Source organism: Spongiibacter taiwanensis, assembly GCF_023702635.1.
GTDB lineage: Bacteria > Pseudomonadota > Gammaproteobacteria > Pseudomonadales > Spongiibacteraceae > Spongiibacter > Spongiibacter taiwanensis.
Genome location: NZ_CP098455.1, coordinates 1,768,513 through 1,784,167 on the forward strand (window position 1 = coordinate 1,768,513; position 15,655 = coordinate 1,784,167).

Consider the following 15,655-nt stretch of genomic DNA (forward strand, 5'->3'; position numbering starts at 1 on the left):
TTGGCAGCGCCCGAAATCAGGCTACTGCTGACTCCTTATTATCGACATTGACCCGGACTTTGCCGGTTAACAGGTCTTGCATTAGGGCTTTTTTCAGCAATCCCAATTCAATATATTTCTTATTAGATGCCTGAATTCTCCTATCTATAGAATCAATTGCAGTAGCAATTTTTAGCTGTTCGTCCATTGGCGGGACTGGCGTCAGCATATCTTTGATATCTTTCAGATAAATCGCTTGTTGCGCCGATGAACCTGATAACTGCAACATATTCTGCTGCACACTTGGCAACGCAATGTAAAGGGCGAGAAAACCACCAAAACATTTTTCATTGGGCTTAAGCAATATAACGCTACCCATCAATGCGAACTTCACTCTAGAAATATTGAGCGTTGTTTTTCCGATTGTCGCACCACGACTAACAATCAATACGTCCTGATATTCAGGATTACATCGCTTCAACATTTTCTCAAAATCATTTTTCGATACGTACTTTGCCCCGCTAATATCAACTCCATATTCTCGAACATCTTTAGCCGACAATATTGGAAATTCACTATCACAATAATTTGGTGAAAGATGTTCACCATCGGTGATTTTTGAACAAATCTGACTGCATGGCTTCACATCCCACCCCACCGGTATCCGCCCTACTGGCGAATCCTTGAATTCAGTGTGCCCAATCCCTTTGGTCAACAACTCTTGCATCATCCCTGTTTTAAGGTCTTTCAGCTTGTCGATCTGTGCGCGGGTCTTTTCGATCACATCATCGACGGTGGACAGGATGGCAGCGATTTTTTCTTGTTCGGGAAGTGGGGGACAAGCGAAATCAACGTCTGCCAAAACTTTGAAAGGAATCGATGCCCTTCTATTAATCGATCCCTGCCCAAGGGCTGGATACAATCTCATGAAATCATCGGACTTTAGCAAATTGAATAGATAGGTCTTATCGATCCCTTTAGTCTTAAATACTGTGTACATAGGGGACACTTGCCCTTCTTCAACAGCATCCAATAAGCCAAGCGACCCTTCATCTAGATGAATAGTCGCGTAGGCAAATTGTCCTTTCTTTACGATTTTATAAGTATTGGTGTCGCGACTAAAAACCTGCTTCTTAAAGTAATCAAGGGACAAGACAAACCCTTTATACTTCGTGACAGACAGTACCGGCATTGGCTTCAAGTCCGAATTTTTACTTTTTATTTCAGTAGCAAAATCACCAATTTTCGATAAAGACCACCCTTCAGGAATTGGATTACTCATAACCCAGCTCCGTCAGATAACCCTTCATCACTTCTTCAGCTTCTACCACTTGTGAATCCAGTTCTTTCAACGACACCCGGTATTTGTCCCACCACCGCTCAAGCTGGGTGATGACCTTGGCGTCCACATCACCCACGACTTCCCGAATGGCTTCCTTGGAATCAATTTCAGGTCTGAATTCAAAGTAGTCAGCATCCCGCTTCACAAAGACCGTACTGACATCAAAGTCTTCCAGTATTTCTTCCCGAATATACTCACTTTCCACTTCGCGCACGGGAATGCCGCCATGCAGTATCGCCCGAACATCGAAGATTTCCGGGGGTGGACTGGTATCGGCATAACGACGAATATTCAGGTTGTAGTCGTTGTCGGCAATGTCCGCCAAGGTCACCACCTTTGAGTACCGTTTGATTTCGGCTTTCCCACTATCGAAAGGAGCATCAAAGGTCTGAACGATCTTTTCAATGTCCTGTGGGCGAAGCTTGTTCTGATTTTTGCCTTCTTCAAATTCCAGTTCGCCGTTGATGAACAACACCTTGCCTTTGCGGTCAGCCGGTTTGTTCTTGTTGATGATCAATAGACAAGCGGGAATACCAGTACCGTAGAACAGGGCTGACGGTAGACCGATGACGGCTTCCAACAGGTCATCATTGAGTATTCCCTTACGAATTTCCTTCTCACTGGAACCCCGGAACAGCACACCATGGGGCATAACGACCCCCATCATGCCTTCGGCGTTCAGGCTGGCAATCATGTGCTGCACGAAAGCAAGGTCACCGGCGTCTTTCGGGGGTGTACCGTAGGGGAAGCGACCATAGTTGTCGGCATCCGCTTCTTCCTTACCCCACTTCTTCAGGCTGAAGGGCGGATTGGCAATTACCCGGTCGAAGGTCATCAACTCACCACCTTGGGTGTGCTGGGGTTCCCGCAGGGTATCGCCCTTGGCTATGTCGGCACTGTAGACACCATGTAAGAACATATTCATCTTACAAATCGCCCAAGTGTTCAAATTCATTTCCTGACCGAACAGGGACAGGTTAGACGGGTTTTCACCGTTGCGGGCAAGGTAGTTGCGGGTTTGCACCAACATACCGCCAGAACCCGCTGTGGGGTCGTAAATACGCATACCCGCATGGGGTTTCAGTAAGGACACCAGTAGCTGTACCACTTCAGACGGGGTATAGAACTCACCGCCCTTCTTACCCGCTGAATCCGCAAACATCTTGATCAGGTATTCATAGGCGGTGCCCAACAGGTCAGGACGTTCGAAGTCTTCATTGCGCAGACGGTGGCGACTGAAGTGGCTCAACAGGTCGCGCAGCTTCTTGTCTGACAGCTTGTTCTTGATGTTGAAGTCGATGGATACCAACACGCCTTCCAATGAGGCGTTGTATTCTTCGATGGCTTCGGTCGCTTTGTTCAGTTCAGCACCGATATCGTGCTTCAGGTCTTTGATGGCGTCCCAGCGGGATACCGGGGGAATGTAGAAAGTCTTGTCGTATTCGTCTTCGTCGTCGGCAAGCTCACGGGCTTGGGCTTCGGTCTTGCCCTTGCCGATGTAATACTGGACCACCCCTTCCTTGGCTTCCTCAAAGGCGTCGGAGAGTCGCTTTAGAAACATCATACCGAAGATGTAATCTTTGTACTCAGAGGCATCCATGTTGCCCCTGAGGATGTCTGCGGCTTCCCACAGGAAGGATTCGAGTTGTTGCAGGGTGAGAGAGTTACTCACTGAGTGTAAGTCCTTTTATTCGTTGAATTCTTTGCCACAGCTAACCAATTTCGACAGTTAATTGCTACCAGCGAGCTGGCTGTTGACATTACCTCATTACAACACTACTGTAAATCGTAAATCATTTACGATTATTGAGTATGTCCTCAGAGCCCCGACAAAGCCCGACCCGGCAGCAAAGAGATCAGAAGCTTAGCGACCTAGCCGATATTTTCATGGGGGCGACTTTGAGTCACTACTCTAAATCGCCGCTCGAAGATGCGCCAAAAGCGAAGCTAATTACTGCCAATGCGATTGCTGAGCAGCTTGACCTGTTGTCCGATGAGTTATTACCTGTCTGGTTGAAAAAGAGTGATATTAGCCGCTTTATCGTTTGCGCTGGAGATGTCGTCTTATCGGCGAGAGGCCGCATCCGAGCGGTAGTAATTGGCCCTCAGGTTGCGAACCAGCAATTGCTTCCTGGAGCCAATTTAGTGGTGATTCGTCCCCGCGAGCCGGGACTGAATAGCTGCTTTCTTGCAGAGTTATTCAATTCTGGCGAATCTCTTCGCCAAATGGGTCTAGTCGTCGGCAGCCGGATACCCAGTCTGCGAGCATCGGACCTAAAAAGACTGACTGTCCCCTCACTTAGCAAGACGCAGCAGCAGGCCGTTGTTGAGCTAGCTAGAGCGCGAACCGACGCGGTTGACGCCACAATGGCCCTCGCGGAGCAACAATACAAGACGGCATCTCAGTTGATTTTCGATCTAATTTGGGATGGTAGTGACACATGACTTTTGCCCAGCGGCGCCTGCTCGCCCTTCAAAGTGACTGCAAAGGGCAGCTAAAGCCGGATGATTTTTTCTCGACCATTTCATTCATACTGGCTTTAGCTGCGGAACACCCTCAACTGCTGAAGCTTATCCTAGCCCATCGCAATACCCCCGTATTATGCAGGCAGACGTTAGCAAGGGAGCTGCTGCAGCTACAAATTGCAGAGCCTAAGCGGCCCTGGCACTTCGCTGACCTCGATAAGCTGCCTTTGGAGGCGATACTTGGCATAGCAGCGGAGGTGGTCCGACACAGGGGGCTCGTGGCCGATTTTGCTGCGGCTACGCGCTCTGAATACGCCGTGCACGCCTACAAAAGACCTGAACTAAAGCTCGCCTACCATCGCTACTTGCAATCGAAGCTTGGAGACCTCACCGGCATAGCTTTGTTGGATAGCAATTGCGGCCTTACCTTTAAATTCGACCACTTTGAGCGGACAAGCATCACTCTGAATGACCCTAACCCGACAGTAGGATTAATAAGTCATTGGCTACTGATTGCAGAAGGGGACAAATCTTCGTTCCTACACTGCGACTACCTGCTTGAGGCATGCCAGCCCTCTACCTCCGGCGAGAATTGCACTCTGCGAGACGAAAATGCATTCGACTTGATCGTGACCGAACCACCGGCCAGAGCAAAACTGGAAGAAAAGCTCATTCTAAAGTTGAACAGTCAATTTCCATTCTTTGTAGCACCCAGGCAGGGACAGCTACCAAGTACTGCAGGCCTCTCACTGTGGATTCAGCACACGCTGAGACAACTAAAACCTGATGGGCATGCCTACCTAATTGTGCCTTGTGGCTGGCTTTACAGGGGCGGATACGATGCCCAAGTGAGACGAGCGCTGGTTCTTGCAGGCAGCATTGTCTCGGTGAGTGCCCTGAATTCCGATCTGCAAGGCGAAAGCGACAAAGCCCTGGTAGTACTGCGCAAACCCAATACCAAAAAAGCCAGTACCGTTACTTTCGCCGACGACAGCAGCGCTGTCCGATATGAATTGGACATACTTAGGCAAGAAACAGAAGAAATTCTTCGCCACCCTAGTAGACCGTACTGCATCAACAAGTGCATTTCGGTCGAAGAGATCATTAATGATGAGTGTCGCCGGACCAACCTCAATCCGAGCTACTACCTGCGCCGTCCAGCAAAAACAAAAAGCAGCGTTGACAGGGCGCTTCGAAAACTAGAGGCAGCAGCAGACACGGCCAATCGAGCACAAAAAACTCTCACTACATTAGTAAGGAAACACCAGAAGAATGATCTTCCCGGTAGCTTCAACGACACCGGGCGCTGAATTTTCGCGTGCTATCTCGCGCTCGTACCGCTCTGCTTTGCGACACGACGCGACACGACACGACACGACACGACACGACACGACACGACACGAGAAAAGCATCGCGTATGTTCTAAACCGGTAGAATCTAGCCTTAGTTGACGATCAGATTACTCGTCGCCAAGAAGCAGCGACTACCCACTTCGACCCTTGGATGGGGAAATACGAAGAAAAGGAGGATTTTAAATGGCGACAGTTTCAGCACAAATTTTGGTAGGTAAAGCGCACCCCAATGATGGAGGAATGTGCGAGGGATACGGATCATTAGATTTCCTTGAAGGCAGTAGGCCCGCATGGATGGGGTCATACCGAGGACGCAGATATGTCTGGTTGCCTCGGGACAGCTCAACAATATTCGCAGACGGCCTCTTGATGGCTGCAACCCTGCATATGGAAGAGAACCCCGTTGGAGAGCATCTGCGCAAAAAAATGCTTGATATCGAGCCCGACCGCGACAGAGTGACGCGGATTTGGCTTGGCGAATGGGAAGGGGTCGACTTAACTGCATGCCATGAAAACCTCCTGGCCAGCATGAAAGATGCTGACGAAAATCTCCCCGGCAAGCTTAAATTGATGATTTTGATGTTTGACGGCAGCGATCTCCTACGAAATATTGAGTATTTCAAAGCGTTGCATTGTGACGTGGAGATTCTGACTACCAATTACAAACGCCAATATTCAATATGGGATAGAGACAACTTCTGATTGGCACTAGCAAGCCCAGTATCAGGAAGAAGGTCTAACACTTGGGATACTAACGGGCAGAATAGTTACGGAAAGCTCCGTGGCTATGCATGCCCATACTCGTTATGGTTCTCTCCCCGAAACTGACGCCATCTGGCCCCAAGAGGCCAAAGCGATCACCAGGTTTCTTGTCATACGACGCTTGCTCAAACACCTTGGTTAGATACGCTTCCAGACTGGTATAGGGCGAGAGATAGGTTTCTTGGAGCTCGAAATGTTGAATTCTTGAATCGCTATGTCGATTACAGGCTTCAATCTCCTTAGCCACTTTTCCCCGAAATTCATCCGCAGCCGGAAGATGCGGCTGATCTTTGAATAGAATGTGGAAATGAACTGTATCCATCCCCTTGGAATCTTCCATCACTGCCACCCCTTCTAAAAATTCTTGCCGGGATTGTGAGTATCGTTTCCGATAAATCCTCAAGTTTAAATAGTGGATCAGCCTATCGAGTAGCTCTCTGCTCTTGGATTCGGACAAGCCATAACCGAAGGTAATTGTTAAATGGTATTTGCAATCGATGGACTGCAGCCACTTGATATATTCATTCCGAACTGGATCGGTGGTTAAAAATTGATCATCACAAGTTTTCTTCAGATCACACTTCATGTTTCTAAGATTCATATTGTCCCTCCTTATCAATAGACAATAGTTAACTCAACGCTGCCACCCTATGGCACGCAAAATAGGTTGTTTTTTAACCAGAAATCAGTCTCTGTCCTTAGCCTCTAAGTAACTCAACGTCATCAGGCCAGCCATACTTTCGCGGCTGCATGAGTTTATTTATTATTAGGGGGTTAAAATCCGTAGAGCCCCCGTTTCACATGGTTAAATTGAAAAGGAATACGCAACCGGCGACATTGGCAGCTAAGAGCTGTAAGGCGAAAAAGAGAGAGCTGAAGAAGGTCGAGGTGTTGAAGTCAGTTTGCCCCGATTTTTGTGATTATCACGGCGATGGGGGGGGATGCTCTGGGGGGCAGCCGCCTAATGGCGTTATCCTGGTGGGCTGTATGAGCCTCAACGCCATAGCCTCCCATCTGACGCATTCGCCTTACCGGGTTAAAACCCTGACTGACCGAGATCATTGGCAGGCCAGTCAGGTAAGAAACCTATTCAGGGAGGAGCGAGAAGCCCTGAGAGCACTCAAAGGCACTCAGAGCAAATCATCGAAGGTTTAAACTTTCAGCTTCTCAAGCAGCTCTTGGGCAAGCTTAAATAGGTCGTCACCATGGTCCATGCGGGAAGCTGGCTCGACCAAGGATTTAATGGTTCGACCTGCCGAGTATGTTCTTTTGGCAAGGGTCCCACGACCATCTTCATGACCCACCAGAAGTGAGATATTCTCATTACTGACCTCCGCACGGTCGAGCGCCGTTATCACGGTGCTCCTAAAACTATGGAAGGTACACTCCCGTTTGTGGCTATCTCCGTCAAAGAAGCTCTTTTTCCAGCGCCCAAAGTAGTCAGAAACTTTCTTGGAACGCCGACCATCAAATTCATTCAGGTTTGGCACCAGATACGCATCTCCTTCAATTCGGGGTAAAGTCTTGAAATATGAGACAGCTTCTCGGCAGCCGCGATTTAATGGTATATCTCTGATTCCCGCCGAAGATTTAGAATGGGGCAAACTGATAACTTCAATACCATCGACAAATTTGATGTCGCTTTTTTTTAGCTGGCAGATTTCCTCTATTCGCATCCCGGAGTACAGAGCAAGCACTGCGCAGCCAAAAACCATTTGAGCATCATAGGAGCGCGCCTTCTCGCTAAATCTGGCCAAGCTCGGTAGCATCTTCGTCAGCTCCAGCTCTTCGTAAGCTCGATTTTTATGAGCTTTCCTCAACCCGTCCTTCGGCCTAGGAACCAGCGATTTAGCCTTTTTGAACGGATTATTGCCTGGAACATCGAAGTGGACGATGCCGTGATCAAACACTGTATGTAATGCCGATATATTGTTGGTACAAGTGGTGTAATTCGGCCACTCGGCTTGAGCTACCCTTACAAATTCTCTAACATTTTCTTTACTCACGATATGTTGAGCAGTTCTCATACCGTTAGGCAGGCAAGATTTTGCAAATAGCTCCGTCACCCGCCGAACATCACTTAGTGCCGATTTTCTCGCGCCTTTCTCTTCACGAAGCTTCAGATATGAATCCAGCACCGTGCTCAGGGAAATTCCTTCTAATGCACTATTTTCAGCCGCAATTGCACGTTGAAATATCACGTGACCAAACTGACGAGCACGAGCCGAACTCCCCAATACCTCACAGGCTTTTTCAATAAAGTTCTGCTGTAGCATTTCTTCAGTTATCGGATTATTGAGGTCGTCCACTTCTTCCAGGGTTAGCGAACCCAGGTTTTTCATGATGTAGCTTTGCCCGATTTCATGGCCCAGTCCTCTGCGAACTTTGTACAGTATTTGTGCAATTCCAACCGCATACTCAAACAACTCGCTGACAACGGACGAGTTTTTACCCGCAAAGGAGAAATCAAACTGTTCCACGAGCTCAGAGGATGAAGATCGAACATCTGCAATGGGATCAGGTGAGCGGCCTGAAAGAGCAAGGAATTCCGCCTCCCAGCGATCTAGAATTTCTGATGCAACTACCGCAGCCTCGCGCTTAACCAGCTTACCTGTTGATTGCGTCAGCTCCTTCCGCGCCTTGCCGCATTTTGTAAGCAAACTCGGGTGACCAATCAAAGAGTCAGGTATTCGCTTGCGGACATACCAGTATGGGGACGACTTTCTTTGGTGCAGATAACTTGCGTTTTGGTGGGTACTTCTCTTCTGCTGTGTAGCAGCTTGTGTAACAGTAAATGGCATAATAACTCCGTAATTTCAGTCTCTTACAGGTTATTTATGCAATTTCAATGGCCTACAACTACTGTGGGTACATTCCGCCTCTGGGCACCACTTAATTTCCCCTTCTTTGCAACAGATCAACGCCAGCTGAACCCGCTGCTGTTGCCATATCGCTTTTTCGGAAAAGCCGCAACTACCGCCCAATTCAGAGGTTTGTTGCATTTATGAACCTGCGGACTATCTTTTCTAAAGGCTCAGGACGAGCCCCTGGCATGGAAGGCATTCTCAGGACGAGAACCGGGCAACGGATGGCAAGGCGCTGCCAAGAAGGCGGCTGCCTTCCTGCCAATTTCAGCTGACACTCTCACAGCGCTCCCCCCTGCAGGCCAACCCCGCCCCGGCGAGCGCGCCGCCCAAATCAGGGCGCGGGCGACAGCATTCCCTGACAGTGGCTATCCATAAAGCGCATCATCAAATCTAGGTACTTCGCCCGCCCCAAATGCACCATGTGATTGCCGGGAAACCAGTGCAGATAGGATTCGGGCCAGTGGGCATGAAGCAAGCGCACAAACCGCGGCGGCGTGAATCGGTCGCCGGCGCCGCCAATAATCATGACCCGCTCCGGGTCGAGCACCGGCTGATAGCTCAGCGGACTATGAATCGCCATCCCACGCCGCAGAGCCAGGGGGCTGAGTCCGGAATAATCATTTAGCAGGTCCAACAGGCGGCCCGTCGGTTGCCAGCCACGCATGGTGTCAACCGGTGCGACCAAGGGGGAATTGGGGATACAGAATGCCAGGCGCGGCTCGACAACTGCGAGCAGCGCGCTGATATACCCGCCCAAACTCAGCCCACTGATGCCAACACTCGGGGCGCCACGGTCGAGCAAATAATCAAAGTAAACCCGCAGGTCGCTTACCGCATGGAGGATCGCCTCATTGAGCTGTGCGAACCCGCCAGAAAAAAGACCGTAGCCACTGAAGGGATGCCAGCGCTCAGCCCGACGACCATGGAAGGGCAAGGTGTAAAGCAGGATATCGTAGCCCTGATCGTAAAAGCGCTTGAGCGAGAAAAAGGATGCGTTGAAGGTGTACCAGTTCTCCAGCACGCCATGCACCAGAATCATGGTCGGCCGTGGACTGCCCGGATGGCGCCAATGTAAAGCGCTCGCGCGAAGGTTTTTGCTTTGCTGCAAATACTGAGCATGGAGGTCTTTCAGTAGCGGTTTAAACGGACTGTCGAAACACAACTCGACCGCGGAGACACCCCGAGGGACTCTCGTTAATCGGGGTGGCGGACACTCTTCCATTGCGACACTTGGCGGCGCAGCAAAGACTTTTTGCGCATCCCTCGCCTCAGCCAGACCGGCATAGAAATCCAGATGCTTACGCTGGGACAAGCGATCGTTGCCCAACAGGATGCCGGGCAACATGGCCCCGCTAATCATGGCCCCCAGACCACTGCGCAGGACGCGGTCAACCATCGCTGAGCCGTAGACCTTCACCGGAAAGTCACCATCGAGCTCAGTGCCGTCGGCCTGACAATAGAAATCCTCTGGCAATGTAAGCCACCAGGGTGGTGATTTTGAGACAAGGTGTAATGCCGAGGCCCGCATACCTGAAGCTTCTCCGTATATCCCGTGACATCCCGCTGAGCCCATCCGGGCCCAGTTTCACTATGTGCCGATGTTTTAGCACGTTTTACTCGTCAATACAGGTACGCAATTACCTTGAGCTGTTTTGCACAAGGTTCTAAGCTGGACCAAATTTTCGGTTTGGGTCGAGCGTGAACGGCGAACAGCGCGTCAGTGCATTTCTTAACTACCTTGAAGCGGCGAAGCGGCTGTCCCCCCACAGCATCAACGCCTACCGTCGGGATATGAACGAGTTCCTGGCATTTTGCGAGCAGCACGACCAGTGTGATTTGGCAAAAGCCGACATCCCCCAGGTCCGCGGATTTCTATCGCTACTGCGACGCCAGGGCAAGTCTGCCAGCAGTATCCAACGTTGCCTCTCGTCGCTGCGCAGTTATTTTCAGTTCAATATTCGCCACCTCGATGGCAAGTCGAATCCCGCTAAGGCGGTAACGGCCCCCAAGGCAGGCAAGCGGCTACCCAAAACCATGGATGTGGATGGCCTGGCCCACTTACTTGAGTTCCCGCTGGAGGAATGGATCGACTACCGCGATCGCGCCATCATGGAGCTGTTTTATTCCTCCGGTCTCCGACTCGCCGAGCTGGCCGCCCTCAACTTGCCGGATATCGATATCTCTGAAGCCATCATTGTTGTGACTGGCAAGGGCAAGAAAAGCCGCGCGTTGCCAGTAGGAAAAATGGCCATTAACGCAATAAAGCAGTGGCTGACCAGGCGCGACCAGGTTGCAAGCGACGAAGCCGCACTTTTTATCAGTCAACGGGGTCGACGACTGGGTCACCGCGGCATTCAGCAGCGGATCGCCTTGCGCGGCAAACAACAGGGTTTGCCAGGGCACGTGCATCCGCACATGCTGCGTCACTCCTTTGCCAGTCACATGCTCGAATCCAGCAGCGATTTACGCGGCGTGCAAGAACTGCTTGGGCACGCCAACCTGTCAACCACACAAATCTACACCCACCTGGACTTTCAGCATTTATCCAAAATTTACGACCAGGCACACCCACGTGCCGGCAAGAAGCACCAAAATGACTGATATCAAACTCATTTGCTTTGATTTGGACGACACCGTCTGGCCGGTCACCCCCACGCTCATAAAGGCGGAGCTTACCTTTTATCAGGCTCTCCAAGATCTGGCGCCGGCCCTATGTGAACGCTATACCCCGGACATGCTGCGCCGGCAGCGACAGGATTTTCTAAAAGCCAGGCCGGAGTTGCGCCATAATGTCAGCCGCTGGCGGCTAGAGAGCCTGCAATCGCTGTTGGAAGAAACCGGTCATGCACAACAAAGTGAGGACATTGCCAGGCAAGCCTTCGCTATATTTTTACAGGCGCGTCAGCGGGTGCATCCCTTTGCCAACAGCGAGCAAACACTGGCTGAACTGGCCCAGTCTTATCACCTAATCGCCCTCACCAATGGCAATGCGGACGTGACCCGCATGCCCATCGGCCAATACTTTCGCGGTGCCTACCGGGCGGAGGAAATCGGCCTGAGCAAGCCACATCCAGCGCTCTTTGAAAAGGCACTGGCAGACGCCGGGTGCGCACCCGGCCAAGCGGTCCATGTTGGTGATAATTTGGAAGATGATATTGCAGGAGCGAAGCGCGTGGGGTTATTGGCAGTGCAGGCTCGCCTCACGGAAACGGCGTGGCCACCAAGCCCTGAGGCCGATGACCACTTTGATGACTGGCGGCAGCTCCCTGGCATAATCGCCGCATTGTCGCGGCGACAGGGAGACTAGAATGCGTCCTGATCGCTATCCAGCAGCGCACTACGCATATAAGGCTCCAGGTGCTGTATTTCGCCACCCTTAGCGAGAAAGGCCTCAACATCCTTGGCGAGCTGATCCCTCATTCGATCATGGGAGGTCAGCACTTTCGCTGCGCCTTTGTTAAGTTGTTTTTTGTCTGCCTGTGCTGAAATTCGGTTACCCATCACGACTCCTCCCCGGAAAAACGACCGGCCTTTCACAAGCGATTTATACTGCTATGAATGACTCGATGACAACGTCCGGATTAGTTTTTTTTATTATTAAAAACTTTTTGCTTAAGCCAAACTCGCAAAGAGCACAGACAAGCTACCAGCACCACTTCCGGCAACGAAGGAAATGACACAGACGGTAAATGAAAGCAGGTGGGCCGCTCGGACGAGCGGCCGAAAAGGGGGGTGAAAATATCGCAGGGGCTTAGATCGCGTCCTCGCCAGTCTCACCCGTGCGGATACGGATGACCTGCTCAAGGTCGGTGACAAAAATTTTGCCGTCGCCGATCTTTCCGGTACTGGCAGCCTTGGAAACCGTATCGATCACCTTCTCCAACAAGGCGTCGGCAATGGCAATCTCCAGCTTCACCTTGGGGAGAAAGTCCACCACGTACTCCGCCCCACGATACAGCTCGGTGTGTCCCTTTTGCCGGCCAAACCCTTTCACTTCGGTCACTGTGACGCCTTGCACACCGATCTCCGATAACGCAGCGCGAACATCGTCCAATTTAAACGGTTTAATCACAGCACTGACTAATTTCATACCCGAACAGTCTCCCTTCGGCTTTATATTGTTTGATCGGCTACGTTAGCCCAGCCTCAGGCACTTGGCAAGCGAGGTGGGCGGGCAGGGAAGCCCTGTTGCCAAAACCCGCCCCTAATCGCCCTACCGGCAGCGCAGCACCTTGTCGGCACAGCGTCATGGGCAGGGACAGATCAAGGGGCCGAAAAGGCGACAAGCCGCTCATAAAAAAGGGCGCTCAATGAGCGCCCATAAGTATCACCAAACGGGGGAGACTTACTTGTTGGTGAATTCTGGGTAGGCTTCCATCCCACACTCGGAGATGTCGACGCCTTCGTACTCTTCCTCTTCGGTAACCCGCAGGCCGAGTACTGCTTTGAGAATGCCCCACACCACCAGGCTGGAACCGAATACCCAGGCAAAGATCACCACGGTGCCGTAGATCTGGCTACCGAAAGAAGTATCACCATTGGTCAGAGGCACTGCCATCAGGCCCCAGATACCAACCACACCGTGAACGGAGATTGCACCAACCGGATCGTCGATTTTCAGCTTGTCCAGCGCCAGGATCGAGAACACCACGATCACGCCACCAACGGCACCGATCAGGGTTGCCGCAATCGGGCTCGGCGTCAGCGGCTCAGCAGTGATGGCAACCAGGCCAGCCAGAGCACCGTTCAGGGCCATGGTCAGGTCAGCCTTGCCGAACAGGATGCGAGCAACGATCAGCGCAGCAATCAGACCACCACTGGCAGCAGCGTTAGTGTTGACGAACACTTGAGAAGTTGCGTTGGCTTCGTCGATGTTGGACACCATCAGCTCAGAGCCGCCGTTGAAGCCGAACCAGCCCATCCACAGGATGAAGGTACCCAGGGTAGCCAGCGGAAGGTTGGCACCGGGGATCGCATTGACCTGACCGTTGGCGCCGTACTTGCCCTTACGAGCACCCAGCAGCAGCACACCAGCCAGAGCGGCAGAGGCGCCACACAGGTGGACCACACCAGAACCGGCAAAGTCAGAGAAACCAGCCGCATCCAGGAAGCCGCCGCCCCATTTCCACATGCCTTGCAACGGATAGATAACACCTGTCATCACCACGGCGAAGGCCAGGAAAGTCCACAGTTTCATGCGCTCAGCAACCGCACCTGAAACAATCGACATGGCGGTAGCAACGAACACCACCTGGAAGAAGAAGTCAGAGGAACCGGAGTAGTAGATATCGCCGTTAGAGGCCAATACTTCTTCTACGCTGGCATCAGAGATCGCATTGCCGAACCAAGCATCAGGCAGAACGCCGCCTTCAGATCCGCCGTACATGATCATGTAGCCCATCAACAGGTACATGGTACAAGCGATCGCAAACAATGCGACGTTTTTAGTGAGAATTTCAGTCGTATTTTTTGCCCGGACCAGACCGGACTCCAGCATGGCAAAGCCTGCTGCCATCCACATTACGAACGCGCCACACACCAGAAAGTAAAATGTGTCCAGGGCGTATTTGACCTGTATGATGTCTTCCATCACATGCCCTCCAAAGGGAATTTTCTACAAATTTTTTGTTGGATTAGAGCGAAAGCCAGAAGGCCATCATCAGATAGCGTCTTCGCCGGTTTCACCAGTACGGATACGCACAACCTGCTCCAGCGGCGTCACAAAAATCTTGCCATCGCCAATCTTGCCAGTGTTGGCAGACTTGCTGATCGCTTCGATTGTTGGATCCACATTGCCGTCGGCAACCGCAACTTCGATCTTCACTTTGGGAAGAAAATCGACTACGTATTCAGCGCCACGGTACAGCTCGGTATGACCTTTTTGGCGACCAAAGCCTTTCACTTCTGTCACGGTAATGCCCTGCACACCGATATCAGACAGCGCTTCACGCACATCGTCGAGTTTGAATGGCTTAATAACAGCCGTAATCAATTTCATCGGATATCTCCTTTCAATGTGCACGAGTCGCACATCAGAAATTGCTTATTGATATTAATTGCCGGCTCACGGGAGGTGAGCCGGCAACGTCGCTTTAAAGAATGGGCAGGCTGTAAGACACAACGAACTTCAGATCATCGTCGTTGTCTTCGTCAATCATCTGGCTGAAAGTAAAGCTCAGGTTATCGTTGTAGGCATAAGAGACATCGAAGTGAGCGTAGTTACTATCTTCGTCATCGCTGTCAGCGCCACCCAGCATAAAGGAGAAGCTGCCGACGTCGTAGCCCAGGGTGTAGTAGAAGTAACCGGGAGCGCCAGCAACATTGTCGTAAATGGTCAGGCTAACAGGGCCAACACCCAAGCCGATGATAATTTCACTCAAATCACCCCAAGTATCACCTGCATCTGAGGTGACACCAGTTTCGTCTGGGTCCCAACCGGGGCCTTGGCCGGTGTAAGTGTAATTCCAAACGCTAATATCAACGCTCACAGGGCCGACTTCAGTAGCAAAGCCGGCGTAGTAATCCACTTCCTGGCCGTAAGTGTCATCACCGCTAGAACCCCAGATACCGGTGTAGAAACCACCTGCGCTGTAAGTAATGTCACCAGAAACGGCAGGAGAACCATCGCTCAGATCAAAACCACGCCACAGATACATGCTGGCAACAGAAGCGCTGGCAGACAACTCAGCCGAAGCAGGAGCAGCCACCATGGTCATAGAAGCAGCAGCTACGCCAGCTGCGAGAAGGGTTTTTACATTTTTCATGTCTTAAGTCTCCACTTAGGTTTGTAAGAGAGTGATCACACACCATCTTGGCAACTCAAAAGCATTTTCGATGCCAACTCCTACTTTTATATTTAAAATCAAATAGTTAGTCTTATTCGCTGA

Annotated in this window: 15 protein-coding genes; 5 read left to right on the forward strand and 10 right to left on the reverse strand. The window is 51.2% G+C overall.

Annotated features, from left to right (window positions below):
* Positions 1 to 16 precede the first annotated feature (16 nt).
* Together NCG89_RS08170 and NCG89_RS08175 are read right to left on the reverse strand one after the other, a co-directional pair.
* Positions 17 to 1,261, reverse strand: coding sequence for a restriction endonuclease subunit S (locus tag NCG89_RS08170; RefSeq protein ID WP_251089256.1), 1,245 nt, complete (start codon positions 1,259 to 1,261; stop codon positions 17 to 19).
* On the reverse strand, positions 1,254 to 2,993 hold the full coding sequence (locus tag NCG89_RS08175; protein WP_251089257.1) for a type I restriction-modification system subunit M: 1,740 nt from the start codon (positions 2,991 to 2,993) through the stop codon (positions 1,254 to 1,256). Before NCG89_RS08175 ends, NCG89_RS08170 begins: the two co-directional genes overlap by 8 nt.
* Positions 2,994 to 3,133: 140 nt before the next feature.
* On the opposite strand from NCG89_RS08175, the gene NCG89_RS08180 reads away from it, so the two are divergent.
* From NCG89_RS08180 to NCG89_RS08190, 3 genes are all read left to right on the forward strand, one after another.
* Positions 3,134 to 3,766, forward strand: coding sequence for a restriction endonuclease subunit S (locus NCG89_RS08180; protein WP_251089258.1), 633 nt, complete (start codon positions 3,134 to 3,136; stop codon positions 3,764 to 3,766).
* Positions 3,763 to 5,097: an N-6 DNA methylase gene (locus tag NCG89_RS08185; protein ID WP_251089259.1), complete on the forward strand. Its 1,335-nt coding sequence runs from the start codon at positions 3,763 to 3,765 to the stop codon at positions 5,095 to 5,097. Before NCG89_RS08180 ends, NCG89_RS08185 begins: the two co-directional genes overlap by 4 nt.
* 225 nt (positions 5,098 to 5,322) lie before the next feature.
* Positions 5,323 to 5,841: a hypothetical protein gene (locus tag NCG89_RS08190; protein ID WP_251089260.1), complete on the forward strand. Its 519-nt coding sequence runs from the start codon at positions 5,323 to 5,325 to the stop codon at positions 5,839 to 5,841.
* Positions 5,842 to 5,890: 49 nt separating this feature from the next.
* On the opposite strand, the gene NCG89_RS08195 is transcribed toward NCG89_RS08190, so the two are convergent.
* From NCG89_RS08195 to NCG89_RS08205, 3 genes are all read right to left on the reverse strand, one after another.
* Entirely contained in the window at positions 5,891 to 6,502 is a 612-nt protein-coding gene (locus tag NCG89_RS08195) for a hypothetical protein (RefSeq protein ID WP_251089261.1), read from the reverse strand.
* Positions 6,503 to 7,052: 550 nt separating this feature from the next.
* Positions 7,053 to 8,702, reverse strand: coding sequence for a site-specific integrase (locus tag NCG89_RS08200; protein ID WP_251089262.1), 1,650 nt, complete (start codon positions 8,700 to 8,702; stop codon positions 7,053 to 7,055).
* A 397-nt stretch (positions 8,703 to 9,099) separates the two neighbouring features.
* Positions 9,100 to 10,242, reverse strand: a complete 1,143-nt coding sequence (locus tag NCG89_RS08205; RefSeq protein WP_251089263.1) for an alpha/beta fold hydrolase — start codon at positions 10,240 to 10,242, stop codon at positions 9,100 to 9,102.
* A 224-nt stretch (positions 10,243 to 10,466) separates the two neighbouring features.
* Between NCG89_RS08205 and xerC the strand changes: the two genes are divergently transcribed.
* A complete protein-coding gene (xerC, locus tag NCG89_RS08210; RefSeq protein ID WP_251089264.1) occupies positions 10,467 to 11,369 on the forward strand; it encodes a tyrosine recombinase XerC in 903 nt (300 codons plus the stop codon).
* The gene (locus NCG89_RS08215) at positions 11,362 to 12,075 is read left to right on the forward strand and encodes an HAD family hydrolase (RefSeq protein WP_251089265.1); all 714 of its coding nucleotides are present in this window, start codon (positions 11,362 to 11,364) and stop codon (positions 12,073 to 12,075) included. Before xerC ends, NCG89_RS08215 begins: the two co-directional genes overlap by 8 nt.
* On the opposite strand, the gene NCG89_RS08220 is transcribed toward NCG89_RS08215, so the two are convergent.
* The 5 genes from NCG89_RS08220 to NCG89_RS08240 all read right to left on the reverse strand — a co-directional run bounded on the left by NCG89_RS08220 (position 12,072) and on the right by NCG89_RS08240 (position 15,532).
* Positions 12,072 to 12,269 (reverse strand): hypothetical protein, encoded by a 198-nt coding sequence (locus tag NCG89_RS08220; protein WP_251089266.1) that lies wholly within the window; start codon positions 12,267 to 12,269, stop codon positions 12,072 to 12,074. The genes NCG89_RS08215 and NCG89_RS08220 overlap by 4 nt on opposite strands.
* Positions 12,270 to 12,519: 250 nt before the next feature.
* Positions 12,520 to 12,858: a P-II family nitrogen regulator gene (glnK, locus tag NCG89_RS08225; protein ID WP_251089267.1), complete on the reverse strand. Its 339-nt coding sequence runs from the start codon at positions 12,856 to 12,858 to the stop codon at positions 12,520 to 12,522.
* A 255-nt stretch (positions 12,859 to 13,113) separates the two neighbouring features.
* The gene (locus tag NCG89_RS08230) at positions 13,114 to 14,358 is read right to left on the reverse strand and encodes an ammonium transporter (RefSeq protein WP_251089268.1); all 1,245 of its coding nucleotides are present in this window, start codon (positions 14,356 to 14,358) and stop codon (positions 13,114 to 13,116) included.
* Positions 14,359 to 14,427: 69 nt separating this feature from the next.
* Complete coding sequence (gene glnK, locus NCG89_RS08235; protein WP_251089269.1) at positions 14,428 to 14,766, reverse strand: P-II family nitrogen regulator; 339 nt, start codon at positions 14,764 to 14,766, stop codon at positions 14,428 to 14,430.
* Between the two features lie 94 nt (positions 14,767 to 14,860).
* On the reverse strand, positions 14,861 to 15,532 hold the full coding sequence (locus NCG89_RS08240; RefSeq protein ID WP_251089270.1) for a TorF family putative porin: 672 nt from the start codon (positions 15,530 to 15,532) through the stop codon (positions 14,861 to 14,863).
* Positions 15,533 to 15,655: the final 123 nt, after the last annotated feature.